The 25,945-nt window shown below is 65.4% G+C and carries 24 protein-coding genes and 1 pseudogene; 16 read left to right on the forward strand and 9 right to left on the reverse strand.

The window, feature by feature from the left end; all coding sequences use genetic code 11:
* Window positions 1-388: 388 nt before the first annotated feature.
* Together QX121_RS12505 and argJ are read left to right on the forward strand one after the other, a co-directional pair.
* Window positions 389-1,303 carry a peptidylprolyl isomerase gene (locus QX121_RS12505; protein WP_315812071.1) on the forward strand — a complete coding sequence of 305 codons (915 nt, stop codon included), beginning with the start codon at window positions 389-391 and terminating at the stop codon, window positions 1,301-1,303.
* 254 nt (window positions 1,304-1,557) lie between these two features.
* Window positions 1,558-2,799 carry a bifunctional glutamate N-acetyltransferase/amino-acid acetyltransferase ArgJ gene (gene argJ / locus QX121_RS12510; RefSeq protein WP_315812072.1) on the forward strand — a complete coding sequence of 414 codons (1,242 nt, stop codon included), beginning with the start codon at window positions 1,558-1,560 and terminating at the stop codon, window positions 2,797-2,799.
* 60 nt (window positions 2,800-2,859) lie between these two features.
* Here argJ and QX121_RS12515 read toward each other — a convergent pair whose 3' ends face one another.
* Window positions 2,860-4,188, reverse strand: coding sequence for a TadE/TadG family type IV pilus assembly protein (locus tag QX121_RS12515; RefSeq protein ID WP_315773186.1), 1,329 nt, complete (start codon window positions 4,186-4,188; stop codon window positions 2,860-2,862).
* 182 nt (window positions 4,189-4,370) lie between these two features.
* On the opposite strand from QX121_RS12515, the gene QX121_RS12520 reads away from it, so the two are divergent.
* Window positions 4,371-4,781, forward strand: a complete 411-nt coding sequence (locus QX121_RS12520; RefSeq protein WP_315812073.1) for a (deoxy)nucleoside triphosphate pyrophosphohydrolase — start codon at window positions 4,371-4,373, stop codon at window positions 4,779-4,781.
* 61 nt (window positions 4,782-4,842) lie between these two features.
* Here the strand turns inward: QX121_RS12520 and QX121_RS12525 are convergent, their stop codons facing one another.
* Together QX121_RS12525 and QX121_RS12530 are read right to left on the reverse strand one after the other, a co-directional pair.
* Entirely contained in the window at window positions 4,843-6,012 is a 1,170-nt protein-coding gene (locus QX121_RS12525; protein ID WP_315812074.1) for an AIPR family protein, read from the reverse strand.
* A 148-nt stretch (window positions 6,013-6,160) separates the two neighbouring features.
* On the reverse strand, window positions 6,161-7,021 hold the full coding sequence (locus QX121_RS12530; protein WP_315812075.1) for a methyltransferase domain-containing protein: 861 nt from the start codon (window positions 7,019-7,021) through the stop codon (window positions 6,161-6,163).
* 78 nt (window positions 7,022-7,099) lie between these two features.
* Between QX121_RS12530 and QX121_RS12535 the strand changes: the two genes are divergently transcribed.
* The 5 genes from QX121_RS12535 to QX121_RS12555 all read left to right on the forward strand — a co-directional run bounded on the left by QX121_RS12535 (window position 7,100) and on the right by QX121_RS12555 (window position 10,135).
* Window positions 7,100-7,903, forward strand: coding sequence for a ComF family protein (locus QX121_RS12535; RefSeq protein WP_315812076.1), 804 nt, complete (start codon window positions 7,100-7,102; stop codon window positions 7,901-7,903).
* A 29-nt stretch (window positions 7,904-7,932) separates the two neighbouring features.
* On the forward strand, window positions 7,933-8,208 hold the full coding sequence (gene grxC / locus QX121_RS12540) for a glutaredoxin 3 (protein WP_315735238.1): 276 nt from the start codon (window positions 7,933-7,935) through the stop codon (window positions 8,206-8,208).
* Window positions 8,205-9,083, forward strand: coding sequence for a carbon-nitrogen hydrolase family protein (locus QX121_RS12545; protein WP_315812077.1), 879 nt, complete (start codon window positions 8,205-8,207; stop codon window positions 9,081-9,083). The genes grxC and QX121_RS12545 overlap by 4 nt, the downstream gene beginning before the upstream one ends.
* A complete protein-coding gene (locus tag QX121_RS12550; RefSeq protein WP_315715194.1) occupies window positions 9,080-9,556 on the forward strand; it encodes a DUF1178 family protein in 477 nt (158 codons plus the stop codon). The genes QX121_RS12545 and QX121_RS12550 overlap by 4 nt, the downstream gene beginning before the upstream one ends.
* 141 nt (window positions 9,557-9,697) lie before the next feature.
* The gene (locus QX121_RS12555; RefSeq protein WP_315756890.1) at window positions 9,698-10,135 is read left to right on the forward strand and encodes an EamA family transporter; all 438 of its coding nucleotides are present in this window, start codon (window positions 9,698-9,700) and stop codon (window positions 10,133-10,135) included.
* On the opposite strand, the gene QX121_RS12560 is transcribed toward QX121_RS12555, so the two are convergent.
* Entirely contained in the window at window positions 10,136-11,035 is a 900-nt protein-coding gene (locus QX121_RS12560; protein ID WP_315735246.1) for an EamA family transporter, read from the reverse strand.
* 239 nt (window positions 11,036-11,274) lie between these two features.
* On the opposite strand from QX121_RS12560, the pseudogene QX121_RS12565 reads away from it, so the two are divergent.
* Window positions 11,275-11,557 (forward strand): annotated as a pseudogene (locus tag QX121_RS12565) (GIY-YIG nuclease family protein).
* A 96-nt stretch (window positions 11,558-11,653) separates the two neighbouring features.
* Here QX121_RS12565 and ubiG read toward each other — a convergent pair.
* Window positions 11,654-12,418, reverse strand: a complete 765-nt coding sequence (gene ubiG / locus QX121_RS12570) for a bifunctional 2-polyprenyl-6-hydroxyphenol methylase/3-demethylubiquinol 3-O-methyltransferase UbiG (protein ID WP_409997692.1) — start codon at window positions 12,416-12,418, stop codon at window positions 11,654-11,656.
* A gap of 47 nt (window positions 12,419-12,465) precedes the next feature.
* Window positions 12,466-12,933, reverse strand: a complete 468-nt coding sequence (locus QX121_RS12575; RefSeq protein ID WP_315735252.1) for a PH domain-containing protein — start codon at window positions 12,931-12,933, stop codon at window positions 12,466-12,468.
* Window positions 12,934-13,097: 164 nt separating this feature from the next.
* Here QX121_RS12575 and QX121_RS12580 point away from each other — a divergent pair, with 164 nt between their 5' ends.
* The 5 genes from QX121_RS12580 to QX121_RS12600 all read left to right on the forward strand — a co-directional run bounded on the left by QX121_RS12580 (window position 13,098) and on the right by QX121_RS12600 (window position 20,538).
* On the forward strand, window positions 13,098-14,354 hold the full coding sequence (locus tag QX121_RS12580; protein ID WP_315735254.1) for an aspartate kinase: 1,257 nt from the start codon (window positions 13,098-13,100) through the stop codon (window positions 14,352-14,354).
* Between the two features lie 302 nt (window positions 14,355-14,656).
* The gene (gene ptsP / locus QX121_RS12585) at window positions 14,657-16,924 is read left to right on the forward strand and encodes a phosphoenolpyruvate--protein phosphotransferase (RefSeq protein WP_315812078.1); all 2,268 of its coding nucleotides are present in this window, start codon (window positions 14,657-14,659) and stop codon (window positions 16,922-16,924) included.
* Window positions 16,925-16,984: 60 nt separating this feature from the next.
* Window positions 16,985-18,070 (forward strand): peptide chain release factor 1, encoded by a 1,086-nt coding sequence (gene prfA, locus QX121_RS12590; RefSeq protein ID WP_315775707.1) that lies wholly within the window; start codon window positions 16,985-16,987, stop codon window positions 18,068-18,070.
* A 193-nt stretch (window positions 18,071-18,263) separates the two neighbouring features.
* Window positions 18,264-19,151 carry a peptide chain release factor N(5)-glutamine methyltransferase gene (gene prmC / locus QX121_RS12595; RefSeq protein WP_315812079.1) on the forward strand — a complete coding sequence of 296 codons (888 nt, stop codon included), beginning with the start codon at window positions 18,264-18,266 and terminating at the stop codon, window positions 19,149-19,151.
* A 562-nt stretch (window positions 19,152-19,713) separates the two neighbouring features.
* Complete coding sequence (locus QX121_RS12600) at window positions 19,714-20,538, forward strand: DUF4167 domain-containing protein (RefSeq protein WP_315812080.1); 825 nt, start codon at window positions 19,714-19,716, stop codon at window positions 20,536-20,538.
* Between the two features lie 88 nt (window positions 20,539-20,626).
* On the opposite strand, the gene QX121_RS12605 is transcribed toward QX121_RS12600, so the two are convergent.
* Window positions 20,627-21,403, reverse strand: coding sequence for a class I SAM-dependent methyltransferase (locus tag QX121_RS12605; protein WP_315812081.1), 777 nt, complete (start codon window positions 21,401-21,403; stop codon window positions 20,627-20,629).
* Window positions 21,404-21,596: 193 nt separating this feature from the next.
* Here QX121_RS12605 and gloB point away from each other — a divergent pair, with 193 nt between their 5' ends.
* Complete coding sequence (gene gloB, locus QX121_RS12610; protein ID WP_315812082.1) at window positions 21,597-22,364, forward strand: hydroxyacylglutathione hydrolase; 768 nt, start codon at window positions 21,597-21,599, stop codon at window positions 22,362-22,364.
* Window positions 22,365-22,378: 14 nt separating this feature from the next.
* Complete coding sequence (locus QX121_RS12615; protein ID WP_315812083.1) at window positions 22,379-22,813, forward strand: cupin domain-containing protein; 435 nt, start codon at window positions 22,379-22,381, stop codon at window positions 22,811-22,813.
* 1 nt (window position 22,814) lies between these two features.
* Here the strand turns inward: QX121_RS12615 and QX121_RS12620 are convergent, their stop codons facing one another.
* Window positions 22,815-24,824 carry a putative bifunctional diguanylate cyclase/phosphodiesterase gene (locus tag QX121_RS12620; protein WP_315812084.1) on the reverse strand — a complete coding sequence of 670 codons (2,010 nt, stop codon included), beginning with the start codon at window positions 24,822-24,824 and terminating at the stop codon, window positions 22,815-22,817.
* Between the two features lie 229 nt (window positions 24,825-25,053).
* On the reverse strand, window positions 25,054-25,926 hold the full coding sequence (locus QX121_RS12625) for a DMT family transporter (RefSeq protein ID WP_315783357.1): 873 nt from the start codon (window positions 25,924-25,926) through the stop codon (window positions 25,054-25,056).
* Window positions 25,927-25,945: the final 19 nt, after the last annotated feature.

Below are 25,945 nucleotides of genomic sequence, written 5' to 3' on the forward strand. Positions count from 1 at the left end.
AAATCCTGCCTCTATGGGTCTGCGTTGCAGCCGTAACTCATGGTTTGGGTTTGCTGTTCCCGACGTGATGCACCGCAGCACCCGCGCCAGCCTCGACCTTCGGCGCCGGGCGGCGTCCGCCAGATGAGTGGGAGACAGGCAAACCAGGGTTCAACGGCCAAAAACGCAGCAAAATAAGCGCTATCGCCCTTGAAGCGACCGGGGAGAGATATGGCTGGGGGGGAACGTTGTCAACGGCGCCCGACAGCCGGGCCGTCGCCGCCCACCTGTCGCCGATTTCACGAAATTGACAGACTTTTCGCGTTGCCAAGGCACGGCGATTGGGCGAGTGTCCCGGCCGCCCTGAGGCCTCCCCCCTCGAGCCCCCTCTTCTCAACAAGGATTTTCCATGACCACGTCGTTCCCGGTTACGAAAACCGGCCTGCGCCTCGGCCTTGCCACCGCTCTCGCCGGAAGTCTCGCGTTGTCCCTGCTTGCCGCGCCCGCACGCGCCGCCGACGATGCCAACCCGGTGCTGGCCAAGGTGAACGGCGCCGAGATCCGCAAGAGCGACGTGACGCTCGCCGAGGAGGAGCTCGGACAGAGCCTCGCGCAGATGGATCCGGCGACCAAGGACGAGAACGTCCTGTCGTTCCTGATCGACATGAAGCTGGTCGCCAAGGCGGCCGAGGACAAGAAGGTCGCCGACAGCGAGGAGTTCAAGAAGCGCCTCGCCTTCACCCGCAACCGGCTGCTGATGGACAGCCTGCTTGCCAGCGAGGGCAAGGCCGCGACCACGCCGGACGCGATGAAGAAGGTCTACGAGGAGGCCGCCAAGCAGATCGGCGGCGAGCAGGAGGTGCATGCCCGCCACATCCTGGTCGAGACCGAGGACGAGGCCAAGGCCGTCAAGGCCGAGCTCGCCAAGGGCGCCGATTTCGCAGAACTCGCCAAGAAGAAGTCCAAGGACCCCGGCGCCTCGGACGGCGGCGATCTCGGTTTCTTCACCAAGGAGCAGATGGTGCCGGAATTCGCCAACGTCGCCTTCGCGATGGAGCCGGGCAAGATCTCGGACCCGGTGAAGACCCAGTTCGGCTGGCACGTGATCAAGGTCGAGGAAAAGCGCAGCCGCAAGCCGCCGGAGTTCGACCAGGTCAAGAGCCAGATCGAGACCTACGTCACCCGCAAGGCCCAGGCCGACTATGTCGGCAAGCTGCGCGAGACCGCCAAGATCGAGCGCCTGGACAAGCCCGCTGGCGACGCTGCCAAGCCGGCGGAGGCGAAGCCCGCTGATGCCAAGGCCGCCGAGCCGGCGAAGAAGTAAGCGGCTCGGCTACTTGGCTTGAGGCGCGACATGGTCGCGTCATAAATGGTGTCGTCCCGGCGAAAGCCGGGACCCATACCGCGTGATGTTTGAAACAGGCACGTGGCCGAAACCGGGGCTCCCAACTGGACCCTGTGGTTATGGATCCCGGCGTTCGCCGGGATGACAGCAGTGGGTGCAGTGACATCCACTCCCACAACGACGACCGAGATGATACAGAGCGCTTCCCGCTCATCCTCTGCCGGAAGCTCTCGATGTCCTCAGCCGTCTCCCCGCTCGCCCCCACCGATGTCCCCGACATGCCCGCCGTTGCGGGCGTCAAGCTCGCGACCGCGGCGGCCGGCATCCGCTACAAGAACCGCACCGACGTGCTGCTGGCGCTGCTCGATCCCGGCACCGCCGTGGCCGGCGTGTTCACGCTGTCGAAATGCCCGTCGGCGCCGGTCGAATGGTGCCGGGCCAAGCTGAAGGGCGGCAAGGCGCGCGCGCTGGTGGTCAACTCCGGCAACGCCAACGCCTTCACCGGCAAGACCGGCAAGCAGTCGACGGCGCTGACGGCGGCGATCGCCGCCAAGGCGGTCGGCTGCAAGCAGGACGAGATCTTTCTCGCCTCGACCGGCGTGATCGGCGAGCCGCTGGATGCGACCAAGTTCGACGGCGTGCTCGAAGGGTTGGCCGGCACCGCGGCGCCTGAGGACTGGATGGGCGCGGCGCGCGCCATCATGACCACCGACACCTTCCCGAAGGTCGCGACCGCGACCGTCAAGCTCGGCAAGGCCAAGGTGACGATCAACGGCATGGCCAAGGGCGCCGGCATGATCGCGCCCGACATGGCGACGATGCTGTCGTTCATCTTCACCGATGCGCCGATTTCGGCACCCGCGCTGCAGGCCCTGCTCAAGGCCGGCGTCGAGGACACCTTCAACGCGGTGACGATCGACGGCGACACCTCGACCTCCGACACGCTGCTCGCCTTCGCCACCGGGACCGCCGCGGCGAAGGGCGCACCGAAGATCAGCCGCGCCAGCGATCCGCGCGCGAAAGCGTTCGTGAAGGCGTTCAATGCCGTGCTGGCCGACCTCGCCGAGCAGGTCGCGCGCGACGGCGAGGGCGCCCGCAAGCTGGTCGAGATCATCGTCGAGGGCGCCAAGAGCAAGCCGTCGGCGCGCAGAATCGCGATGTCGATCGCCAACTCGCCGCTGGTCAAGACCGCGATCGCCGGCGAGGACGCCAATTGGGGCCGCGTCGTGATGGCCGTCGGCAAGGCCGGCGAGCCGGCCGACCGCGACAAGCTCTCGATCTCCTTCAACGGCATCCGCGTCGCATCGAAGGGCGCGCGCGATCCGTCCTATGACGAGACGGAAGTCTCCGAGGCGATGAAGGCGCAGAAGGTGCAGATCAAGGTGGCGCTCGGCCTCGGCAAGGGCCGCGACCGCGTGCTGACCTGCGACCTGACCAAGGAGTATGTCGCGATCAACGGCGACTACCGGTCCTGATTCCGCAACCGACCACAGCGGGGAAGCGCGCAAGGCCGGCGCGCTTCCGGGCCAAGTCGATCAGCTCGCGATCCGTGCGTCGGCGACCGCCTTCTGGAACAGCGCCTTCATCGCCTCCGCGATGCCTTGGGTCGGCGACACCTCGAAATAGAACCCGTCCGATGCGCAAGCCTGCATCTTCTGCGCGATCTCGCTGTTCGGCGACGGGCCGAACGGCCCCTTGTTGAAAGGATCGATCCAGCTCATGTACCAGCTGTTGGTCGGCAGCTGCAGATAGGTGGTGTAGAGCACCGCGATCTTGATGCCGCGGTTCTTGAGCGTGGTGCAGAGCGCCGGATTGATCGGCGACTGGCAGCGGTTGCCGCTGGCCTTTGGCTTCAGGCAGGCGGCGTTGCTCTCGTCCGCGACGCCATCGGAGACGAAGAACAGGTATTTCAACGGTGAGCCGGTGGTGCCGTCGCCCGGCGTCGAGATCTCGTTGTTGATGGCGGGGAACACCGTGGTGAACGGCGTATCCTTGTCGGCCGTGTAGGAGTCGTTGTTGCCGTAGACGCCCATCAGGTCGATGTTGCCCGCGGCGCTCTTGGCGCTGGACAGGCTCGACGACAGCGAAAACAGCGCCCGCAATCCGATCGTCTTCGACGCCGCGCCGAAATCGTAGATCGCCATGCGGAACTGGTTCGTATAGGTCTGCGTCTGCTGCGCCGTGTCCATCAGCTGCTGGGTGGCGCTGCGCAGCACGTCGATCCGGGTGGTCACGCCGAGCGTCTTGGCGAGATTATAGTAATTGTTGGAGTCGTTGTAGTCGTGGCATGCGAAGGCGCATTTGTCGGAGGTCGCATTGACCATCTTGGTCACGTCCGCCGGCGTCGCCGCCACACCCATCGACGGCGAATTGTCGAGCAGCAGGTAGAAATCGATGTATCGCGGCATCGAGGCCTTCGCCGTCGACGAGCCGTTCAGGGTCATGGTCTTGAACCCAACGATGTTCATGAACATCATGGGCACGGTGGCCGAGAACGACACGGTGGCGCTCAGCACCGAGCCGGCCTTCTTCACCTCCGGCGTCAGGCTGGTCAGCGTATAGCCCGATGTGCCGGACATGTTGCCGTTGAAGATCTTCGCCGCGTCGTCATTGCCGGCGGCGATCACCCCGTCCGAGGTCATCGCGCCCGCGGCAATGAAGGCCGGCGCCGTCCGGGACACCGCGCCGACCGATGCGGCGTCGACCGCCGCCTGCAGCTTGGCGCGCATCTGGTTGGCCCGGCTGTAGTCGACGCCGCAGCCGACCGCCGTGATCAGCGGAACGCAGACGATGGCGAACGTCACCGCGACGTTGCCGCTGACGTCGCGGCGAAGGCGGGCAAGCAGGCTGGATACAATTCGCATGAATGATGCCTAACGAACCATGAGGGGGTCACGGCGTTCACCCGTGAAAATACGCGGGCGGCCATTAAGGTTGGCTTATTTCAACCGTGGAAACGGGGCTCAAAACGGCCTAGGTTAAAACTCCCTCAACAGGCGCGCCTGGTTCTCGGACCGGCCCATCCCTCTCGAAACCCGATCGGACCATGCCCGACCTGAAACTCACGCTCGTGGTCGCCTGCGCGCTCGTCGACGCCGACAATCGCGTGCTGCTGGCGCAGCGGCCGCCCGGCAAGGCGCTCGCGGGCCTCTGGGAATTTCCCGGCGGCAAGCTCGAGCCCGGCGAGCGCCCGGAAGCCAGCCTGATCCGCGAGCTCGACGAGGAGCTCGGCATCACCGTGCGCGAAGCTTGCCTCGCGCCGTTGACCTTTGCGAGCCACGCCTATGAGACGTTCCATCTGTTGATGCCGCTCTACATCTGCCGGCGCTGGGAAGGCCTGGTGACCGCGCGCGAGGGCCAGCAACTAGCCTGGGTGCGGCCCAACAAGCTGCGCGACTACCCGATGCCGCCGGCGGATATTCCGCTGCTGCCGCATCTGATGGATTTGCTGATGTGACGGTCATAACGACTTCAGTGCTGGGAGCTAGCGCTCCCAGCACCCTTGTCAACTAGTTTGACTAGTTTGCTTCTAGGTAAGCGACACGAGCTGCTTGATAGCAGGCCTGCCAAACCAATGGAGACTTTCCGGTCTTGGAAGGGTTACGAGCGTCGAGCGCAAAATTTCCGATCGTATCCGCGAGGGTCTCTCCAAGTCCATTCTGGAGCATTTGCCGGGGATCTAAATTTTTTCCCCAAACGTAGCGCCCCCCCTTTTCTTCCACGAGCGCGCGGAAACCACCAAGTATCGGGTAGGTAAATCCGGCAGGCACACCATACTTCGATTCCTTGTCAATGAAGTCCAAATGCGCCTTATGCTTCCCCTTGTAGGTAGTAACTCCCGTCAAGTGGCCAAACTTGCCTCCCCGAACTTTATTGTAAAGATCGGGCAGATGAAGCTGGATAAGGTCGTATAGCTCTAGAATATCGGCTGCCAGCGGATAGATCTTTTGATACGACTTGGTATTCTCCTTGAAGTGCTGCAGGCATGCCGCTTTTGATCGATACGAATTGATCGGGTGAGTCTTATCGTCGAAATGGTCGCGTTCGAATGCCGTCAGAATTGCGATGATGTCCCTTACGTCGATGGGCTTCTGATCACCGTTGGGCAACAATTCATACTCCTTATAGGCAATCAAATCCGCATAAGGCGCCTTAGCCAAGGCCTTCTTCAACCTGTCAAACTCACCACTGAGATTCATTAGGCTTTGATCGCGCACCTGATTCGAAGTGTTACGCGCGTCCACCATTTGCGGGATATCTTCAGGCTTAAATCCCTCGAGGATCTCAATTCTTACATACTGAGGCGATTCAAGCGCATCCCGCTCTTCCAAAAGAATATTGTAGGTGTGCCCCCCATCGAGCAGTCCATGAAGAACGGGATCGCGCAAGCCGATGGTAACTCTACCGTTCTTGTTATCGAACTGAACCGACTCGACCGAGACAACGATCCCGCGGTTCATAAAAACGAAAAGATCGGGATTATCGCTCACGCTCGCGCGGATCTTGTTTGGGACCGCACCAGTCAGCTTTGGATCGCGAACGTTAATCTTTCGCCATTCCGAAAGATCAGGAAGATCGCGCACGTCAACCATCGCGAAGTAATCGCGGTATCCGAGCTTATGAATATGGGCGGGGGCTTCGAGGTTCCGGAACGAGACAACCGGAAAGGTCAGCTTAGAGAGCTGCATTTTAAGTCTCCAGGTTCGCAAGGGACATTGCCCTGTGCTGATATCGTTCTGAGGGAACAGCCCTACAAAACGAGCCTGCCGTCATGGCGAGGCTCGTACAATCTATGCGCGCAATCGCAGAAGGTCAAGACCGACGATCATCGGGTGATCACTCGACGTTGGACGGCCCTTGCACATTTCGCTTCACTGCCGCCTCGAGGCTCGCTGTCGCCGACCCCGGCTTCAGCGGCTTCTGCTGGCTCTCATGCGGGGCCCAGCCGGATAACCAGATGATGTCGAAGGTGGCGCGGATGCGGCCGTCGGGGTCGGCGAAGCGTTCGGCATAGATCTTGGCCATGCGCAGCAGGGTCGCGCGGCGCAGCGGCGTGCGGCGGCGCTCGACCAGACTGTTGGTGGCACCCATGCGACGGAGATCCTGCATCAGGCCGAACGCGCTGGCATAGCGGACCACGACGCGGTCGAGGTCGGTGACGGGAAGCGCAAAGCCGGCCCGCTGCAGCAGGCCGCCGATGTCGCGCAGATCGGCGAACGGCGCGACGCGCGGCGACACGCCGCCCTCGCACTCTGCCTCGGCGGCGGCGAAGGATTGCCGGAGCTCGGTCAGCGTATCGCCGCCGATCATGGCCGCCAGCAGCAGACCATCGGGGCGCAAGGCCCGGCGAATCTGCACCAGCAGTCCGGGCAGATCGTTGACGAATTGAAAGGCCAGCGCCGACAGCGCGAGATCGAGCGATTGCGCGGCCAGCGGCAGCCGCTCATCCGCCGTTTCGGGCGCAGCGATATGTGCGAGCTGCGAGAGGCGTCCCGAAAGATACGGCTTCAAGCCCGCGGCCGGCGTCCAGACGTCGGCAGCCGCGGTGAAGGACCGGTTCACTGCCGCAAGCCGATCCTCGATGTCCTCCGCAACGCGCTCCAACAGGAAGGTCTCCGGCGCTGCCGCAGCCCGCCGCTGCCTGAGCGCGAGCAAGCTGCGATCGAACAGAACGGGAGTGGTGACGGACTGGATCATTGGGTCTGGTTACGCCGATCCTCGCGGCCGGGCAATGCACCGCTTGAGCAACGTGGGTTGCGGCGCTAGCCTCAATACATGGGTGTGACGTTTGCTCCAATCAGCGTCGGACGACTTCGTGCAGCCGTGGGCGCGCTGCACGGCGGTCTCGCGCATGTCGCGAAGTTCGCGCTCGACGTCGCGCTGCCGACGCTGTGCATCGCCTGCCGCGAGCCGGTCGACGGCGAGGGCGTCTGTCCCGCCTGCTGGGGCAAATTGTCGTTCATCGAGCGGCCGTATTGCCCGAAGCTCGGCATCCCCTTCGTCTACGATCCCGGTCCCGAGCTGCTGTCGATGGAGGCGATCGCGGCGCCGCCGGTCTATGCCCGGGCCCGCGCCGCCGTGCGCTATGACGAGGTCGCGCGCACCCTGGTGCATCAGCTGAAATATCAGGACCGCACCGATTTGGCGCCGATCATGGGCCGCTGGATGGCTCGCGCCGGCCGCGAGCTGCTGGCCGAGGCCGACCTCGTGGTGCCCGTGCCGCTGCACTGGCGGCGCGGCTTCAGCCGGCGTTACAACCAGTCCGGCGCGCTGGCGCGGGTGATCGCCCGGTCCAGCGGCGTCCGAATGCAGGGCGATGCGCTGCGCCGCGTGCGGGCGACCGAGCAGCAGGTCGGCCTGTCGCGCGCCCAGCGCGCCAGCAATGTGCAGGGCGCATTCCAGGTATCTTCAGACCGCCTGCATGACGTGCAGGGGCGCCGCATCGTCATCGTCGACGACGTGCTGACCACCGGCGCGACGGTGGATGCCTGCGCCCGCGCTCTGCTGCGCGCCAAGGCGGCCGAGGTCAGCGTGCTGGTTTTCGCCCGGGTTGTCGATGCCCCCCGCGCTCCCATATAATCTGTCGTTCCGTAACAGCTGAGCGCGACATGACCGCTGCGATCGAAATCTATACCCGTCCGGGGTGCGGCTACTGCACGGCCGCCAAATCGCTTCTGACCCGCAAGAACGTTCCCTTCACCGAGCATGACGCGGGCAAGGATCCGACGATCCGGCAGAAGATGTATGATCGTGTCGGCCCGGGCTCGACCTTTCCGCAGATCTTCATCGGCCACACCCATGTCGGCGGCTGCGACGATCTCTATGCGCTCGATCGCGAGGGCAGACTCGACGCCATGCTGGCGGGAGACAAGGCGACATCATGAGCAACGACCGCAGCTTTACCGCCGCCATGGTGCAGATGCGCACCTCGCTCCTGCCCGAGCCGAGCCTCGAGCAGGGCACCAGGCTGATCCGGGAAGCGGTCGCGCAGGGCGCGGAGTACGTCCAGACGCCGGAAGTGAGCAACATGATGCAGCTCAACCGGACGGCGCTGTTCGAGCAGCTCAAGAGCGAGGCGGACGATCCCTCTCTCAAAGCCTATCAGGCGCTCGCCAAGGAGCTGAGCATCCATCTGCACATCGGATCGCTGGCGCTGCGCTTCTCGGCAGACAAGGCCGTGAACCGCTCGTTCCTGATCGGACCCGAGGGCAACGTGCTGGCGAGCTACGACAAGATCCACATGTTCGATATCGACCTGCCGGGCGGTGAGAGCTATCGCGAGTCGGCCAACTATCAGCCGGGCGAGACGGCGGTGATCTCGGATCTGCCCTGGGGTCGTCTGGGGCTGACGATCTGCTACGACGTGCGCTTCCCGGCGCTGTATCGTGCGCTGGCCGAGAGCGGCGCCTCGTTCATCAGCGTGCCCTCCGCCTTCACGCGCAAGACCGGCGAGGCGCACTGGCACACGCTGCTGCGCGCCCGCGCCATCGAGACGGGTTGCTTCGTGTTCGCCGCCGCCCAGTGCGGCCTGCACGAGAACAAGCGCGAGACCTTCGGCCACTCGCTGATCATCGATCCATGGGGCGAGATTCTCGCCGAGGGCGGCGTCGAGCCCGGCGTGATCATGGCGCGCATCGATCCGTCGCGGGTCGAGAGCGTGCGCCAGACCATTCCTTCGCTGCAGCACGGCCGCCGGTTCGGCATCGCCGACCCCAACGCGGGTCCGGACTATCTGCACCTGGTGCGGGGCTCGGCATGATCCGCTATGCGCTGCGCTGCGAGCGTGACCATACGTTCGAAAGCTGGTTCCAGAGCTCCTCGGCCTACGATTCGCAGGTGAAGCGCAAGCTGGTGGAATGCCCGACCTGCGGCTCGACCAAGGTCGAGAAGGCGATCATGGCGCCGCGCATCGTCAACAAGAAGGGCCGCGAGGCCGTGCCGGTACCGGCCTCACCGACGCCAGCGCAGGAAGTGATTCCGCCGGGATCGACCGCGCTGATGATGGCGCAGGAGCGCGAGCTGCGCGCCAAGCTCAAGGAGCTGCGCGACCACATCGTCAAGAACGCCGACGATGTCGGCGAACGATTCCCGACCGAAGCCCGCAAGATGCATTACGGCGAGACCGAGCACCGGCCGATCTATGGCGAGGCCTCGCTCGACGAGGCCCGCGAACTGATCGAGGAAGGCATCGAGGTCGCCCCGATCCCGGTGCTGCCGGACGACCGGAATTGAGCAATCGAGAAGGCCTCTTCGTCATTGCGAGCGAAGCGAAGCAATCCAGGAGTCGAGGACAGATTCTGGATTGCTTCGCTTCGCTCGCAATGACGGGGGAGAGATCTCGGCCTGCACTCTCTCTTTCGCCGGTGTGACGACATGTCCCCCCTCTCCTCCTCCTGGCAGCTCTGGGCTCTGCTGTCGGCGCTATTTGCGGCCCTCACCGCCATCTTCGCCAAGGTCGGCGTCGAAGGTCTCAACTCCGATCTCGCCACGCTGATCCGCACCGCGATCGTGCTGGTGACGCTGGCGCTGATCCTGTTCGCGACGGGCCAACTGACGAGCCCCGGCCCGATCTCGATGAAGAGCTGGATCTTCCTGACGCTGTCGGCGCTCGGCACCGGCGCCTCGTGGTTGTGCTATTTCCGTGCCCTGAAGCTCGGCCCCGCGACGCTGGTCGCTCCGATCGACAAGCTCAGCGTCGTGCTGGTCGCCTTGTTCGGCGTCGTGTTTCTCGGCGAACGACCGAGCCTGCAGGGCTGGATCGGCATCGCCCTGATCGCGGCCGGCGCCGTGCTGATCGCGATCAAGGGCTGACTACACTGCGATCAGCAGCGCTACCCCGGCAACGATCAGCACGATGCCACAGATCTCGCGCAGCGAAACCGGCTGCTTGAACGAGTAGTACGACACGCCCTGCGCGAACAGCACCTCGATCAGCGCGAGCGTGCGGACGTTGGCGGCCGCCGTCAGCGCGAAAGCCAGGAACCAGAATTGTGACGCGAAGGCGCCGACGAAGCCGGCCATCATCGACGGCCGCCACAGCGACAGGATTCCGCGCAGGATGTCCGGCGCGCGCGCCAGCAGGTAGACGGTCAGGATCGCGGTTTGCACGAACAGGCCCCAGACCAGCGTGTACGATGCGGCGGTCACGAAGGAGACGCCGTCGACGGTGATGATGGCGCCGCGGAAGCCGACCGCCGACAGGGCGAACGCCGCCGCCGCAACGAGGCCGGTCACGGTCGGCTTCAACTCCGCAAAGCTCTTGTCGCCACCGGGCCGAAGCGCCGTGACGACGACGCCGATGGTGGCGATCAGGATCGCGATTACCTTCGGCACCGAGAGCGGATCGCCGAGGAAGATGAAGCCGAAGATCGCGGTCTGGATCGCTTCGGTCTTCAGATAGGCCGTGGTGACGACGAAGGAGCGGTCGGTCATCGCCAGCAGCATCAGTCCGGTGGCGATGATCTGGCTGAGCGCGCCGAGCAGCAGCCAGGGCCAGAACACAGAAGGCGGCCACGGCAGGTGGTCGCCGGTGGCCAGCAGCACCGCGGTCAGGAACACCAGCGAGAACGGGAAGCCGAACAGGAAGCGGATGTTGGTCGCGCCCCAGGTGCCGAGCTTCGCCGTCAGCGACCGCTGCATCGCATTGCGTGCGACCTGACCGGCCGCAGCCACCAGCGTGAAGGGAATCCAGAGCGAGGCGATGGAGAGCATGCGGGCACGGAGCGACTGTGAAGGCCGGCCACCGTGACCAGCGCGAGGCGTCGGGTCAACAGGACAGGCGACGATTCGGTCGCATGTCAGGATTGCAAGTCAGCGGCGGGACGACGCGCACTTGTCCGAGGTTTATGGTACGCTCGTGCCGCACGACCAGTGTCGTCCCTGCGAACGCAGGGACCCATAACCACTGGCTTCAATTGGTTCAGACGATGTCTCCACACGATGGTGCGGCGATGTATTACGTCTACATTCTCGCCAGCGCGCCGTCACGGCACCCTGTATATCGGTGTTACCAACTCGATACAAAAACGGATTGGGCAGCATCGCGATGGCGAAGGCTCGGATTTCGTCAAGAAGTACGGCGTGTTTCGGCTGGTCTACGTGGAAACATACGCTGTCGCCGAGGAAGCAATCACCCGCGAAAAGCAGCTCAAGCGCTGGAAGCGCGACTGGAAGATCGAGCTGATCGAGCGCGACAATCTCGAATGGCGCGATCTCAGCGACCTGATCTCCTAGGGTGCCACAAACCAATCCCTGTGGTTATGGGTCCCTGCGTTCGCAGGGACGACACCATCTATGCGGCAACTTGCGTGCCTCACACCAGTGTTTCCATCACACCATCTGCTCGGCAACCATCATGTAGTTCACGTCCATGTCGGTCGACAGACTCCAGCGGTCGGCGAAGGGGCTGTAGACGACGCCGCTCTGCTCGGTGATGACCAGACGATTGTCGAGCAGGTATTTCGTCAGCTCGTCCGGCGTGACGAACTTGCTCCACTCATGCGTGCCGCGCGGCAGCCAGCGCAGCACATATTCGGCACCGACGATGGCGAGCGCAAAGCTCTTCCAGTTGCGGTTCAGCGTCGAGACCACCATCATGCCGCCCGGCTTCAGCACGGCAGCACAGCGGCCGAGGAAGGCACCGACATCGGTGACGTGCTCGACGACCTCCATCGCCAGCACGATGTCGAAGCGCTCACGCGGATCCATCTCCTCGATCGTGGTGCAGCGGTAGTCGATCGACAGATGGCCCTTTTCCGCATGCAGCCTGGCAGCGGCAATGTTGCTGGCCGAGGGATCGACGCCGACGACCTGCGCGCCCAGCCGCGTGAACGGCTCGCACAGCAATCCCGCGCCGCAGCCGATGTCGAGCATGCGCAGTCCCGAGAGGCAGTTCAGGCTCTTGGCGTTGCGCTCGAATTTCCGGCAGGCGGCATCGCGGATGTAGGTCAGGCGCAGCGGGTTGATCTTGTGCAGGGGCGCCATCTTGCCCTTGGGGTCCCACCAGGTCTCGGACAGTTTCGAGAACTTCGCGATCTCGGCCGGATCGACGGTCGAGCCGGAGGGAACAGAAGTGCTGCGGGAATCCTGAGGCATTGTCATCGCTGAATACTCAATGATCGAAGCTGCGGCGCCGTACCGGGCTAACGCGCCGTGATGGCGTTCCGGAACGCCAGCGGCTCCGCGATGGTCGAAATGGTTTCCTTGCCCTCGCCCACCCCCAAGATGGTGACGTCGCCGTAATTGAGAACCCGTCCCATGATGGTCTGGTTGACGTCGACGCTCTCGACCTTGTCGAGGGCCATCTCGAAGGTACGGCGCTTGATGAAACCGGTTTTATGGACGACGCGACGATTGGTAACGTCCGTCTCCGTGGTGAGGCGATGGAACCAGGCCCGGACCGTCCAATACAGGGCGACAATGGCGATGACGGCGGCGGTGGCCAGGCACAGCATGACCAAACTGTCGTTCACGGTCATGCGGGAGAGGACGAGCAATCCAAACACGACGATCCAGGCCCCGATCGCCGGCAGGTAGAACATCCAGTGCGCGTTGGTCGAATACAGCACCTTCTCGCCGGGTTGCAGGATTTCGTCGATGTAACGCGCCATTCCAAGCCTCTCACCTGACCCTGTCACCAACCTGCCCCTGTCACCACAAGGAACCGTCTTGCCCCCAGCCGCGGCGCTATGTATACGCGCGTTTCGGCTGGCGCGCCTCCGGTTTCGCGCTCAGCCGGTCAACTTATCCTCCTGATGGGAATGAGCGCGTCGTCATGGGTCGCCTCGTGCTGAAATTCGGCGGCACATCCGTCGCCAACATCGACCGCATCCGCAACGTCGCGCGCCACGTCAAGCGCGAGGTCGATGCCGGTCATGAGGTTGCCGTCGTCGTCTCGGCGATGTCGGGCAAGACCAACGAGCTGGTCGCCTGGTGCACCGAGGCGTCGCCGATGCATGATGCGCGCGAATACGACGCCGTGGTGGCCTCGGGCGAGCAGGTCACGTCCGGCCTGCTGGCGATCGTGCTGCAGAGCATGGGCATCCAGGCCCGCTCGTGGCAGGGCTGGCAGATCCCGATCAAGACCAGCGACGCCCATGCCTCGGCGCGGATCGTCGATATCGACGGCTCCGAGCTGATCCAGCGCTTCCGCGACCGCAAGGAAGTTGCGGTCATCGCCGGCTTCCAGGGCATCAACGCCGAAACCGGGCGAATCACCACGCTCGGCCGCGGCGGCTCGGACACTTCGGCGGTGGCGATCGCGGCCGCCATCAAGGCCGACCGCTGCGACATCTATACCGACGTCGACGGCGTCTACACCACCGACCCGCGGGTGGTGCCGAAGGCCAAGCGGCTCGACAAGATCGCCTTCGAGGACATGCTGGAGCTGGCGTCCCAGGGCGCCAAGGTGCTGCAGGTCCGCTCGGTGGAACTGGGCATGGTGCACAACATGCCGATCTTCGTCCGCTCCTCATTCGACAAGCCCGAGGATATCGACCCGCACGCCAACCAGCCGCCGGGGACGCTGATCTGCAGCGAGGAACAAATCATGGAAAATCACGTCGTGACCGGCATCGCCTTCTCCAAGGACGAGGCCCAGATCTCGGTGCGCCAGATCGAGGACAAGCCGGGCGTTGCCGCGTCGATCTTCGGACCGCTGGCTGATGCCAATATCAATGTCGACATGATCGTCCAGAACGTCTCGGAAGATGGCAAGACCACCGATCTGACCTTCACGGTGCCGGCGACCGACTACAACCGGGCGCGCGAGACCATCACCGCGGCCAAGGACAAGATCGGCTACCAGCGCTTGGATACCGCAACCGACGTCGCCAAGGTCTCGGTGATCGGCTCGGGCATGCGCAGCCATGCCGGCGTCGCCGCCAAGGGATTTGCCGCGCTCGCCGCCCGCAACATCAACATTCGCGCGATCACGACCTCCGAGATCAAGTTCTCGGTGCTGATCGACGCCGCCTATACCGAGCTCGCCGTCCGCACGCTGCACACGCTCTACGGACTGGACCAGGCCTAGAAAATCCTCCTCCGCGACCACACCTGTCCCGTTATGTGACAGCAGGACGGGCCGGAGGTCGTTCGAAAGCCGTTGACGCCGCCCGCGGTGGCAGGCGTTTTGCTTGGCAAAACAAGCCCTAATTCGCTATACGCCATCGCAGGATGGCAGCCGCAAACTGTGCTCCAGTGATGGTTGTTCTGGTTCGGGCCGGCACTCTGAGCGTGCGATAGTGCCGAATCGAGAAAGCTGTTCGATGCCGCGAGTTTAGCGCCAGATCCGGCCGCGTGCCGGGCTGGCCCCAGGAAGGGGGATTGTGCCACATGCGAAGCGCGTCGGGAGGCCCCCGCGTCCTGCTCAGACGGCTTCGCGAGACCATGGCGGAGCAGGTCTCGGCACAGGAGCGACTCGACAAGATCGTGGTGCTGATCGCGGCCAACATGGTCGCGGAGGTCTGCTCGGTCTATGTGCTTCGCGTCGACAACACGCTCGAGCTCTACGCCACCGAAGGTCTGAACCGCGACGCCGTTCACATGACCGTGCTGAGCGCGCATGAGGGCCTCGTCGGCCTCGTCGCGAGCGAGGCGACGCCGCTCAATCTGAACGACGCGCAGAGCCACCCCGCCTTCTCGTACCGGCCGGAAACCGGCGAAGAGATCTACCACTCCTTCCTTGGCGTGCCGATCCTGCGCGCCGGCAACACGCTCGGCGTGCTGGTGGTGCAGAACCGCGCCAAGCGCACCTATGTCGAGGAAGAGGTCGAGGCGCTGCAGACCACCGCGATGGTGCTCGCCGAGATGATCGCCTCCGGCGAGCTCGCAGCGCTCGCCCAGCCCGGCGCCGAGCCGGCGGCGCGGCACTCGATCCACAAGACCGGCACCGTGCTGTCCGATGGCATCGCGCTCGGCCACGTCGTGCTGCACGAGCCGCGCGTCGTCATCAACAACTACATCGCCGAGGACCTGCCCAAGGAGATCAAGCGGCTCGACGCCGCGCTGCTCAAGCTGCGGTCCGACCTCGACCGCATGCTGGAGCGCGGTGACGTCGCCGATGGCGGCGAGCACCGCGAGGTGCTCGAAGCCTATCGCATGTTCGCCAACGACCAGGGCTGGTCGCACAAGCTGCACGAGGCGGTCGCGACCGGCCTCACGGCGGAAGCCGCCGTCGAGCGCGTGCAGTCCGACACCCGCGCCCGCATGCTGCGCTCCACCGATCCGTATTTGCGCGAGCGGCTGCACGATCTCGAGGACCTCGGCTACCGGCTGCTGCGCCAACTGGTGGGCCAGGACCACGCGCCCCGGCGCGAGCACCTGCCCGACAATGCCATCCTGATCGCGCGCGCAATGGGCCCGGCGGCGCTGCTCGACTACGACCGCAAGCGGCTGCGCGGCCTCGTGCTCGAGGAAGGCACTGCCAACTCGCATGTCGCGATCGTGGCGCGTGCGCTCGGCATTCCCGCCGTCGGCGAGGTGCCGAACGCGCCGGGCATCGCCGATCCCGGCGACGCCATCATCGTCGATGGCACGTCGGGCTCGATCTACGTTCGGCCGTCGTCCGAGATCGAGTCCGCCTATGCCGAGCGGGTGCGCTTCCGCGCCCGCCGCCAGGCGCAATATGGCGAGCTGCGCAACAAGCCCTGCGTGACCAAGGACGGCCAGCCGATCGAGCTGATGATCAATGCGGGCCTGGTCATCGACCTGCCGCATATCGAGGACACCGGCAGCGCCGGCATCGGCCTGTTCCGCACCGAGCTGCAATTCATGGTGTCCGCCAGCCTGCCGCGCTCGAGCGACCAGCTGGCGCTGTATCGCACGGTTCTCGACGCCGCCGGCCACAAGCCGGTCACGTTCCGCACTTTGGACATCGGCGGCGACAAGGCGCTGCCCTACATGGAGACCGTGATCGAGGAGAATCCGGCGCTCGGCTGGCGCGCGATCCGCCTCGGCCTCGACCGTCCGGGCCTGCTGCGCGGCCAGATCCGGGCGCTGCTGCGCGCCGGCGGCGGCCGCTCGCTGCGCATCATGTTCCCGATGATCTCGGAAGTCGCCGAGTTCGACACGGCCAAGGCGATCGTCGAGCGCGAGCTGACTTACTTGCGCCAGCACGGTCACACACTGCCGGAGCGCGTCGACGTCGGCACCATGCTCGAGGTCCCGGCGCTGCTGTATCAGCTCGACGAGCTGCTTTCGAAGGTCGATTTCATCTCGGTCGGCTCGAACGACCTGTTCCAGTTCCTGTTCGCGGTCGATCGCGGCAATGCCAAGGTCTCCGAGCGCTTCGACACGCTGTCGACGCCGATCCTGCGGGCGTTGCAGCAGATCGTGCACAAGGCCAAGGCGGCCAAGCGGTCGGTGTCGCTGTGCGGCGAGATGGCCTCCAAGCCGATCGGCGCGCTGGCGCTGATCTCGCTCGGCTACCGCTCGCTGTCGCTGTCGGCCACCGCGCACGGCCCCGTGAAGGCGATGATCCTCGAACTCGACGCCGGCAAGGCGGCGACGAAGATGGCCGAATGGCTGGCCGCACCGGCTGGCAGCTTCTCGATGCGGCAGAAGCTGACCGAGTTCGCCGAGAGCGAAGGCCTCGCGCTGTAGCGGGCCCGTCGCGCCAGGCGTCTTCCGTTCGTATCGTTTGCTCCTAGATCAGATTGCATCATGTCGTCGCTTCCCCAAGCCAAACTGGATGTCCTGCTCGCGCATCACGCCTCGCTCGAGGCGGAGCTGCTAGGCCAGGTCAATTCCGACCGCTACGTGCAGATCACCCGTGAGCTCGCCGAGCTCAATCCGCTGATCGACGCGGTGAAGGCGTATCGCGCCGGCGTCAAGGAGCTCGCCGAGACGGAGGCGCTCATCGCCGATCCCACCACCGACGCCGAGATGCGCGCGATGGCCGAGGCCGAGCGCGACGAGCTGATCGCGCGCCGCGGCGAGCTGGAGCAGCAGATCCGCGTCGCGCTGCTGCCGAAGGATGCGATGGACGACCGCAACGTCGTGCTTGAAATCCGCGCCGGCACCGGCGGCGACGAGGCCTCTTTGTTCGCCGGCGACCTGTTCCGGATGTATGAGCGCTTCGCCGCCCTGCAGGGCTGGAAGGTCGAGGTGATCTCGGCCTCCGAAGGCACCGTCGGCGGCTACAAGGAAATCATCGCCGAGGTGCAGGGCCGCGGCGCCTTCGCCAAGCTGAAATTCGAATCCGGGGTGCACCGCGTGCAGCGCGTGCCCGATACCGAGACCCAGGGGCGCATCCACACCTCGGCCGCCACGGTTGCCGTGCTGCCGGAGGTCGAGGAGGTCGATGTCGACATCAAGCAGGACGACCTGCGCATCGAGACCATGCGCGCCCAAGGCGCCGGCGGCCAGCACGTCAACAAGACGGAATCGGCGATCCGCATCACCCACATCCCGACCGGGATCGTCGTGATGATGCAGGACAGCCGCTCACAGCACAAGAACCGCGCCTCCGCGATGAACATCCTGCGCTCGCGCATCTACGACGCCGAGCGGCAGAAGGTCGACGCGGCGCGCTCGGCCGAGCGCAAGGAGAAGGTCGGCTCCGGCGACCGCTCCGAGCGCATCCGTACCTATAATTTCCCGCAAGGGCGCGTCACCGACCACCGCATCAACCTGACGCTCTACAAGCTGCCGCAGGTGATCGCGGGCGAAGCGCTGAGCGAACTGATCGACGCGCTGACGACCGAGCACCAGGCAGCCCAGCTCGCCGCGCAAGGTGCGGCGGCGTGATGCGCACCGGCGCATTGCAGGAGGCGATGCGACGCTGCCCCGACACAAACGGTGTCGTCCCGGCGAACGCCGGGACCCATAGCCACCGGCCTTCGTGGCTGTCACAGAAGGCAACTCCGACCGCCCGTCCCGCAACGGCACGGCGTATGGATCCCCGCGTTCGCGGGGATGACGCGTGGAGGGAGCTTGCGCGATGACCGGCCTCATCGCCGGCGTGACCATCGATGCCGCCCGCCGTGCCCTGGCCGCACGCTTTGCAGATGCGGGCCTCGACTCGCCCGAGCTCGATGCGCGGCTGCTGATCGGCCATGCGCTGCAGCTCGACCTCACCGGGCTCGTGATGCACGGGAGACGACAGCTCTCCCATGACGACGCGCAGCGCCTGGAAACGCTGATGCAGCGCCGGCTGGCCGGGGAACCGGTCGCCCGCCTCCTCGGCACCAAAGAGTTCTGGGGCCTGGACCTGCGATTGTCGGCCGATACGCTGGTGCCGCGACCGGACACCGAGACCGTGGTCGAGCTGGCACTGGAACATCTCGCGGCCGGCGGCGGCCTGAAGCGTCGCTTGCGCATCGCCGATCTCGGCACGGGCTCCGGCGCGATCCTGCTGGCGCTGCTGTCCGAGCTGCCGCGGGCCTTTGGACTGGGCACCGACATCAGCTTGGCCGCGCTGACGACCGCGCGGGACAATGCGCGCGCGCTCGGATTGGCCGACCGCGCCGGCTTCGTCGCCTGCTCCTACGCCGCAGCGCTGGCTGTGGGTTTCGACCTGATCGTGTCGAACCCGCCCTACATCCCGTCGTCCGAGATCGGCGCGCTCGACGCCGAGGTGCGCACTCATGATCCGCTACGCGCACTGGACGGGGGCAAGGACGGGCTCGACGCCTACCGCGCGCTGATCCCGCAGGCAGCGGCCCTGCTTCAGCCCGGCGGCGCCGTCATCGTGGAGGTCGGGCTTGGCCAGAGTGACGACGTCGCTGCATTGATGGTGAGGGCCGGCCTGACGGCCGATTCCTCGACGATCCGGGCCGATCTGGCCGGTATTCCCCGAACCGTCATGGGCTTAAAAAAGCTCCGGTAAAGGTCGGGGGATAGAGAAAAAGCTCTTGGAATATCCCCCGGGAGCGACTACGTTCCACCCATAGCACCGGCGCAGGCCACGACGAGCGGTATTCACGGAACACCGCAGCAGTCAGATGCCAGAGAGCCGCGCCGGGCGATAGGTTCCAGAACGCAGATCTGCTGAGCGCGAGAGCCGGATGGCTGCGCAGCCCGCGACTGCAAAGCGAACGAAAGCCTGACTTTGCACTTGAGGTCTTACGCTAAGCAAACTGGGTCGGTCGTGGCGCATCTCGCCGTGGCTGGCTGAATGACGTGGTTCGCTGGTCCCAGGGGGCTGGCGAGTGGGGAACGCGTTTTGAACGCGCTTTTGTCGAGAGAATCGGCTGTCGATCACATCGGCATGGGTCGAACCGGCATGTCGGAACCGGCATGGGTCGGATGGGCCATTTGGACCGCGCACGAGGCGTCCGAGCCCGGCGAAGGTAATTCAATACGCTTTCGGTATTCCGATAACAATCAGTGCTCACTATCAGTGCTCAGCAATCGGTGCTCCTAACGCAGGGTTGGAATAAAGGCAGGACATGAGAAACGGTCAGAACAACAAGCGGATGCGCAACCGGAACAGCGGCGGTAACAACAACAATAACCGGCGCGGCCAGAATCCGCTGACCCGGGTGTTCGAGTCCAATGGACCGGACATCAAGATCCGCGGTACCGCCTCTCATGTCGCCGAGAAATATGTCCAGCTTGCCCGCGACGCACGCTCCTCGGGCGACCCCGTTGCCGCCGAGAACTACTACCAGCACGCCGAGCACTATTTCCGCCTGATTGCCGCCGCCCAGGAGCAGTTCCGCCAGAACCAGCCGCAGCAGCAACCGCGCAACGCCGATGACCTGACCGTCGACGACCTCGATGATGAAGGCGAGAGCTTCTCGCATTTCGGCCAGGAGCCCGGCTTCGTTCCGGCCCAGCCGCAGCCTCAACCCCAACCCTTCATGCGCGATCGCGAAGGCGGCCAGCGCGAGCGCGGCGACAACCAGCCCTATCAGCGCGAGCAGCAGCCGCGCGAGCATCGCGAAGCGCGTGAGCCGCGCGAACACCGCGAGCCGCGGGAGCACCGTGAACCGCGTGAGCATCGCGAGCGGGAGCCGCGCGAGCACCGCGAGCGTCCGCAGCCCGTCCAGTACCAGCCCCAGCCGCAACCCCAGCCCGTCATCGCCGATAGCGGGGTCGATCGGTTGCCGTCCTTCATCACCGGCCCGCAGCCGCAGATCGCCAATGCCCCGGCCGCCTTCGAGGGCGCTGCCGAGCGCTATCCGCGCCGCCGCCGGCGTCCGCATGGTCCGCGCGGTGAAGCAGCCGCTGCTGCGCCGGCGCCGAGCGAGGACCTCAATCCGGGCGAATAGCGATTTCGCTCCGTCATGACGAAACGGGTGGGCCCTGAGCCCACCCGTTTTTCTTTGCGCTGAGAGGCACGCAGGGAGCGACCCAGTGTCATCCGTCGCGCGACGGCAGACCGAACTCGCGGCGGCCGGAGCCACCGGATCCTGGGGCCGACGGTGACGGCGCCAGCACGGGTTCGAGTCGTGGGATCAGCCGGATGCGCTCGCGGCGCGCCGGGATCACCCGGTAGACCTGCTTGGTCGCCTCGACGATGTGGACACCGGCGAACGGCAGCGACAGCGCCGCGCCGACGCGCTCCCAGGCCATCGCCGATTTCAGGAACCAGCCGCCGACCGGGGGCATGAACAGCGCCTCGCCCCAGCCGGTCGGCGTGAACCAGGTCTGCCGCAGCAACTGCGTGATCTGCGAGCGCGAATAGGGCCGGCCATGGCCGAATGGCGTGTTGTCGGTCCGCGTCCAGACGCCGCGCCGGTTCGGGATCACGATGATCATGCGTCCCGCCGGCGCCAGCACCCGCCACATCTCCCGCAGCAGCCCGGCCGGGTCGTCCGACATCTCCAGCGCATGCACGATCAGGATGCGGTCGACCGCGGCATCAGGCAGCGGCAGCGAGAACTCGTCCACCAGCGAGGCCAGCGTCGGCCGCGCCGTCGGCCATTTCAGCACCCCCTGCGCCGCCGGCATAAAGGCGATGCAGCGTTCGGAATCCTCGCGGAACAAGCCGAGATAGGGCGTGGGATAGCCGATGCCGAGCACCCGCTGCCCGGCCGCGTTCGGCCAGCGCGCGCGGATGCCGCGGTTGATCAAGAGCCGCGCGACGATCCCGAGGCGACCCGAATAGAAATTCCGCAGATCGATCACGTCCATGACGTCAATGTATCATGCGGGCGCGCGCTGCCGCGCGCCGAATATTGCGTTGCGCCTCCAGCGTTAACGCCATATCTCTGCCCGGGACATCGGAGGCCGCCCCGCAGCGCTGCGCCCGGGCTCCGCTTCCACGACCTTCTGGCATCGCGAGCGCTACCATCGTGCCTCGCCCGGTCCCGCCGACGGAGACATCATGGCCGCCGACATCCGCGTCTTCACCTGCCTGTCCGACAATTTCGGCTATCTGATCCATGACCCCGCGACCGGCGCGACTGCCTCGATCGACGCCCCCGAGGCCGGACCGATCGTCCGGCAATTGGACGCCGAAGGCTGGACGCTCACCGACATCCTGATCACGCATCATCATCACGACCATGTCGGCGGCGTCGCCGAGCTCAAGCAGAAATATGGCTGCCGGGTGGTCGCGCCGCACGACAAGACGACGGCGATCGCCAACGTCGACCTGCGCGTCGCCCATGGCGATGTCGTGAAGATCGGCGAGCTGCTCGCGCGCGTGCTGGAAACGCCTGGCCATACGCTCGACCACGTCTCCTACGTGTTCGACGCCGACAAGGCGTTGTTTGCGGCCGACACGCTGTTCTCGGTCGGCTGCGGCCGCGTGTTCGAAGGCACCTATCCGATGATGTGGGACTCGCTTCTCAAGCTGCGCGCGCTGCCGGACGACTTCCGGCTCTATTGCGGCCACGAATACACAGCCTCGAACGCCAAATTCGCGCTCACCGTCGACGGAGACAACGAGGCGCTGAAGGCTCGCGCCGAGGAGGTCACGCGGCTCCGTGCCGCCAACCGGCCGACCATTCCGTCGCTGCTCGGCGACGAGAAGACCGCCAACGTGTTCCTGCGCGCCGACGATCCGGCCGTCGCTTTGCGGCTGCGCATGAAGGGCGCCAGCGCCGAGCAGGTGTTCGGCGAACTGCGTGAGCGCAAGAACAAGTCGTAAGGCTGAGGACGACGATGACCACGCTCTCGGCTGCCGACATCATCGCGCGCCTTGGTCTGCAGTCGCATCCGGAGGGCGGACATTTTCGCGAGACCTTCCGCGATCCGGCCGTGGACGCCTCCGGCCGCGCCGCATCGACCTTGATCTATTTCCTGCTCGCCCGCGGCGAGCGTTCGCATTGGCACCGGGTCGACGCGGTCGAGACCTGGCACTTCTATGCCGGGGCACCGCTGACCTTGCGGATCGCCGCCGAAGGCCAGGCGTCGCAAACGACGACGCTGGGGATCGACCTCGCAGCCGGCCAGCAACCGCAGGCGATCGTCCCTGCCCATGCCTGGCAAGCCGCCGAGAGCACCGGCGGCTGGACGCTGGTGGGCTGCACGGTGGCGCCGGGCTTCATGTTCGAAGGATTCGAACTCGCGCCGCCCGGCTGGGAGCCGGAGGTCTGAATCAGGCGCTCGCGCCCGCGACCTTCGCGGCGGGCTCGGCAAAGCGCTGGCGCTCCTGGGCGAGGAAGCCGGAAATCGCGTCGGCCGGCATCGGCTTCGCGAAGTAGTAGCCTTGGATGTAGTCCGCGCCCAAAAGCCGGAGGCTGTCGAGCTGCTCCTTGGTCTCGACACCTTCGACCACACACGAGATTTCCATGTCGGCGCAGAGGCCGGTCAGCGACTTGATGATCTTGTGGCTGATCGGGTTGGCATTGACGTCGCTCACGAAACTGCGGTCGACCTTGAGCTTGTCGAGCGGCAGCCGGTGAACGTGGCTGAGCGACGAGTAGCCGGTGCCGAAATCGTCCAGCGAGATGCCGCAACCGATCGCCTTCAGCGCCGCGATCGACTGCTCGGCGCGGGCGAAATCAAAGGTGACGGCGGTCTCCGTGATCTCGAACTCGATTCGGCGCGGCGGAACGCCGCTGGCATGAATGACCGCCAGCAGCGGAAGAACACCGTCCGGCGAACAGATGTCGTGCGCGGAGAGATTGAACGACACGCGAATGTCGTCCGGCCAGGTCCGCGCCGCCGCGAGCGCCTTGACCAGCAGACAGCGCGTCAGGCTGCGGATGACGCCGATCCGCTCGGCCGCCGGGATGAAGCTTGCGGGCGACACCGTGCCCAGCTTGGGGCTGTGCCAGCGCGCCAGCACCTCGAATCCGGTGGTGCGCGAATTCGTCGCGTCCATGATCGGCTGAAACGCCAGATCCATCTCGGCTTCGAAATCGGCCGTGCGCAACAGGTGCTCGATCACGCTGCGGCTGCGGATCTCCGCCTCGAGCTCGGTCGAGAAGATGATGGCCTGGCCGCGGGCGCGGCGCTTGGCGTGGTAGAGGGCATAGTCGGCGCATTCGTACAGCGCATCCGCGGCCATGGCCGAGCGCGGATATAGCGCAAAGCCGGTCGAGCACGACAGGCCAGTATGCGTCGTGTCGAACTGATAGGGCAGCTTGATCAGCTCGGTGATCTGCCGTCCGAGGTTGAGCAGATCGTCGTCCGTGGGGTTGCCGGCGACCACCAGTCCGAACTCGTCGCCGCCGAGCCGGGCGAGATGGACCTGGCCGCCATGGCCGGCACAGGCGTCGCGGACGCGGCGCGCGGCCTCCATCAGCACGCGGTCACCGACCGTATGTCCATAGGTGTCGTTGATCGGCTTGAAGCCGTCGAGATCGATGATGCCGACGGCGAGCCGCGTGCCGTCCCGCTCGGCCTCGGCGAATGCCTGCGTGAGCTCCGAGAAGAAGCGGCGGCGATTGGGCAGATCGGTCAGCGCGTCCAGATTGGCGAGGCGGAAGTTTTCATCCGACAGCGCTTGCGTCGCGGCCTGCTCTGCGAGCAGCGATTTGCGGCTGGCGACGAGCGCGGCGAAATCCCGATAGTAGATGAACAGCACCGTGACCATGGCGCCGGACACGAGCAACTGATTGACCGCGATCGCACGCAGCGCGTGAACGCCCGTGGACATGAAGAAGATGACGTAGGGGACGATGACCACGAGGGTCACGATCAGCGCCGCGGAGCGCAAATGCATCAGGCAGAAGATGATGCCGATGACCGTGACCGCCATGTAGAACGCGACCTGCCCCTTGGCGAACGGATCGCCATAGGGAAACAACGCGAATGACCAGACGACGAACAGCGCCCCGATCGGGCCGGCGATCCGGTTGGTGACGCGCAGGTTGCGCAGCACCTCGGCGTCGTTGCTGGCGGCCTCGCCCTGCCGCAGCCACCACAGCATCCGCGCGCCGGTAATCGTCGATAGCAGGGCCGGCACCGAAATCGTGAGCCACGTCGGCGCCAGCGGCAGGAAGGTGTAGGCGAGCGCCAGGCTGTTGGTGATGAGAATGAAATAGAGCAGCGGCACCTGCTTCGAGAACGCCTGGAACTGCGCGCGCGTCAACTCGGGATTGTCGGCGGGGACACGAAACAACTCCCCCGCGCGGGCCATGTAACGTCTCACGTCCGGCATCGCCGCCCCGTTGTCAGCACCATTTGCCGCGAACTATCGCGCGGGACGGGTAAAGGGCGGGTTAGGTGCAGACCGCGCCAAACCGTAATCGGCGGTTGTGAGCTACCGGCCGGCGCGCTGGTTTTGCGCACGGTTAAGTGCGCATCAAGGATAACCGGCGGATTCGGGCCGCCGTACCGAAGTCCGCATGCGAGCGGGCACTGCCTGACTTTCGCTCAACCTGACGCGGTCAGCGCTTGCGAAGAAGGAACATGTCCTTGGCCGCGACCAGACCGCCGCCGGCGATCAGCAGCGCCGCCACGGCGATGGTCGCGCTCGGCCGCGCGTAGCCGGCAACGATCAGGAACGCCGTCGACAGCAGCGGCGTCGCATAGGACGCCGCACCGAGCACCCGAATGTCGCCCCGCTTCATGCCGATGTCCCAGGCGTAGAACGCAGCACCCACCGGGCCGATGCCGAGACCGGCAACAGCGAGCCACTGCGTCGGGCTGTCGGGCCAGACCGTTCGCTCGACCGCAACATGGACCAGGGCCGCCAGCGCGGACGTCGCCAGGCAGAAGCCGGCGACCGCATCGGTCGGCACCGCCTTCAGACGACGCGAGAGCACCGAATAGATCGCCCACACGAACGCCGCGACGAAGGCGGCCGCAAGCCCCGGCAACTGGCTCGCAGCGAAGCTCGCACCGTTGCCGAGCAACAGCAGCGCGGTTCCGACGAGACCGATCGCGGCGCCGATGACGTGATGGACCGCCAGGCGCTCGCCAGGCAGGAAGGCCGAGAACATCACGATCAGCAGCGGCCAGAGATAGTTCAGCAGCCCGGCTTCCGCCGGCGGCGCGAAGCGCAGCGCCAGGAAATACAGCGCGTGATAGCCGAACAGGCCGCCGACGCCCACGGCCCACGCCCTCGCCGGCTGCCGCAACACCTGCAGCCCATCCGGTCGACGCAACACACTGAGCAGGCCGACCGCGCCGCCGACAGCAAAGGTCATTGCCGCAAGCTGGAAGGCGGGGATCGTACCCGTCGCCACCGTCAACAAGGCGAGCAGCGACCACATCAGGATCGCGGTCAGACCGATCAGGGTCGCAGTTCGCTGGGACATCAGGCGGCAGGCTCCGTCA

Origin of the sequence: Bradyrhizobium sp. SZCCHNR2028, from assembly GCF_032380995.1 — a bacterium.
Taxonomy (GTDB): Bacteria; Pseudomonadota; Alphaproteobacteria; order Rhizobiales; family Xanthobacteraceae; genus Bradyrhizobium.

Excerpts from the sequence above, each read along its gene's own strand:
- QX121_RS12505 (WP_315812071.1), top strand. The coding sequence starts at position 389 with ATGACCACGTCGTTCCCGGTTACGAAAACCGGCCTGCGCCTCGGCCTT.
- argJ (WP_315812072.1), top strand. The coding sequence starts at position 1,558 with ATGTCCTCAGCCGTCTCCCCGCTCGCCCCCACCGATGTCCCCGACATG.
- QX121_RS12515 (WP_315773186.1), bottom strand. The coding sequence starts at position 4,188 with ATGCGAATTGTATCCAGCCTGCTTGCCCGCCTTCGCCGCGACGTCAGC.
- QX121_RS12520 (WP_315812073.1), top strand. The coding sequence starts at position 4,371 with ATGCCCGACCTGAAACTCACGCTCGTGGTCGCCTGCGCGCTCGTCGAC.
- QX121_RS12525 (WP_315812074.1), bottom strand. The coding sequence starts at position 6,012 with ATGCAGCTCTCTAAGCTGACCTTTCCGGTTGTCTCGTTCCGGAACCTC.
- QX121_RS12530 (WP_315812075.1), bottom strand. The coding sequence starts at position 7,021 with ATGATCCAGTCCGTCACCACTCCCGTTCTGTTCGATCGCAGCTTGCTC.
- QX121_RS12535 (WP_315812076.1), top strand. The coding sequence starts at position 7,100 with ATGGGTGTGACGTTTGCTCCAATCAGCGTCGGACGACTTCGTGCAGCC.
- grxC (WP_315735238.1), top strand. The coding sequence starts at position 7,933 with ATGACCGCTGCGATCGAAATCTATACCCGTCCGGGGTGCGGCTACTGC.
- QX121_RS12545 (WP_315812077.1), top strand. The coding sequence starts at position 8,205 with ATGAGCAACGACCGCAGCTTTACCGCCGCCATGGTGCAGATGCGCACC.
- QX121_RS12550 (WP_315715194.1), top strand. The coding sequence starts at position 9,080 with ATGATCCGCTATGCGCTGCGCTGCGAGCGTGACCATACGTTCGAAAGC.
- QX121_RS12555 (WP_315756890.1), top strand. The coding sequence starts at position 9,698 with ATGTCCCCCCTCTCCTCCTCCTGGCAGCTCTGGGCTCTGCTGTCGGCG.
- QX121_RS12560 (WP_315735246.1), bottom strand. The coding sequence starts at position 11,035 with ATGCTCTCCATCGCCTCGCTCTGGATTCCCTTCACGCTGGTGGCTGCG.
- ubiG (WP_409997692.1), bottom strand. The coding sequence starts at position 12,418 with ATGCCTCAGGATTCCCGCAGCACTTCTGTTCCCTCCGGCTCGACCGTC.
- QX121_RS12575 (WP_315735252.1), bottom strand. The coding sequence starts at position 12,933 with ATGGCGCGTTACATCGACGAAATCCTGCAACCCGGCGAGAAGGTGCTG.
- QX121_RS12580 (WP_315735254.1), top strand. The coding sequence starts at position 13,098 with ATGGGTCGCCTCGTGCTGAAATTCGGCGGCACATCCGTCGCCAACATC.
- ptsP (WP_315812078.1), top strand. The coding sequence starts at position 14,657 with ATGCGAAGCGCGTCGGGAGGCCCCCGCGTCCTGCTCAGACGGCTTCGC.
- prfA (WP_315775707.1), top strand. The coding sequence starts at position 16,985 with ATGTCGTCGCTTCCCCAAGCCAAACTGGATGTCCTGCTCGCGCATCAC.
- prmC (WP_315812079.1), top strand. The coding sequence starts at position 18,264 with ATGACCGGCCTCATCGCCGGCGTGACCATCGATGCCGCCCGCCGTGCC.
- QX121_RS12600 (WP_315812080.1), top strand. The coding sequence starts at position 19,714 with ATGAGAAACGGTCAGAACAACAAGCGGATGCGCAACCGGAACAGCGGC.
- QX121_RS12605 (WP_315812081.1), bottom strand. The coding sequence starts at position 21,403 with ATGGACGTGATCGATCTGCGGAATTTCTATTCGGGTCGCCTCGGGATC.
- gloB (WP_315812082.1), top strand. The coding sequence starts at position 21,597 with ATGGCCGCCGACATCCGCGTCTTCACCTGCCTGTCCGACAATTTCGGC.
- QX121_RS12615 (WP_315812083.1), top strand. The coding sequence starts at position 22,379 with ATGACCACGCTCTCGGCTGCCGACATCATCGCGCGCCTTGGTCTGCAG.
- QX121_RS12620 (WP_315812084.1), bottom strand. The coding sequence starts at position 24,824 with ATGCCGGACGTGAGACGTTACATGGCCCGCGCGGGGGAGTTGTTTCGT.
- QX121_RS12625 (WP_315783357.1), bottom strand. The coding sequence starts at position 25,926 with ATGTCCCAGCGAACTGCGACCCTGATCGGTCTGACCGCGATCCTGATG.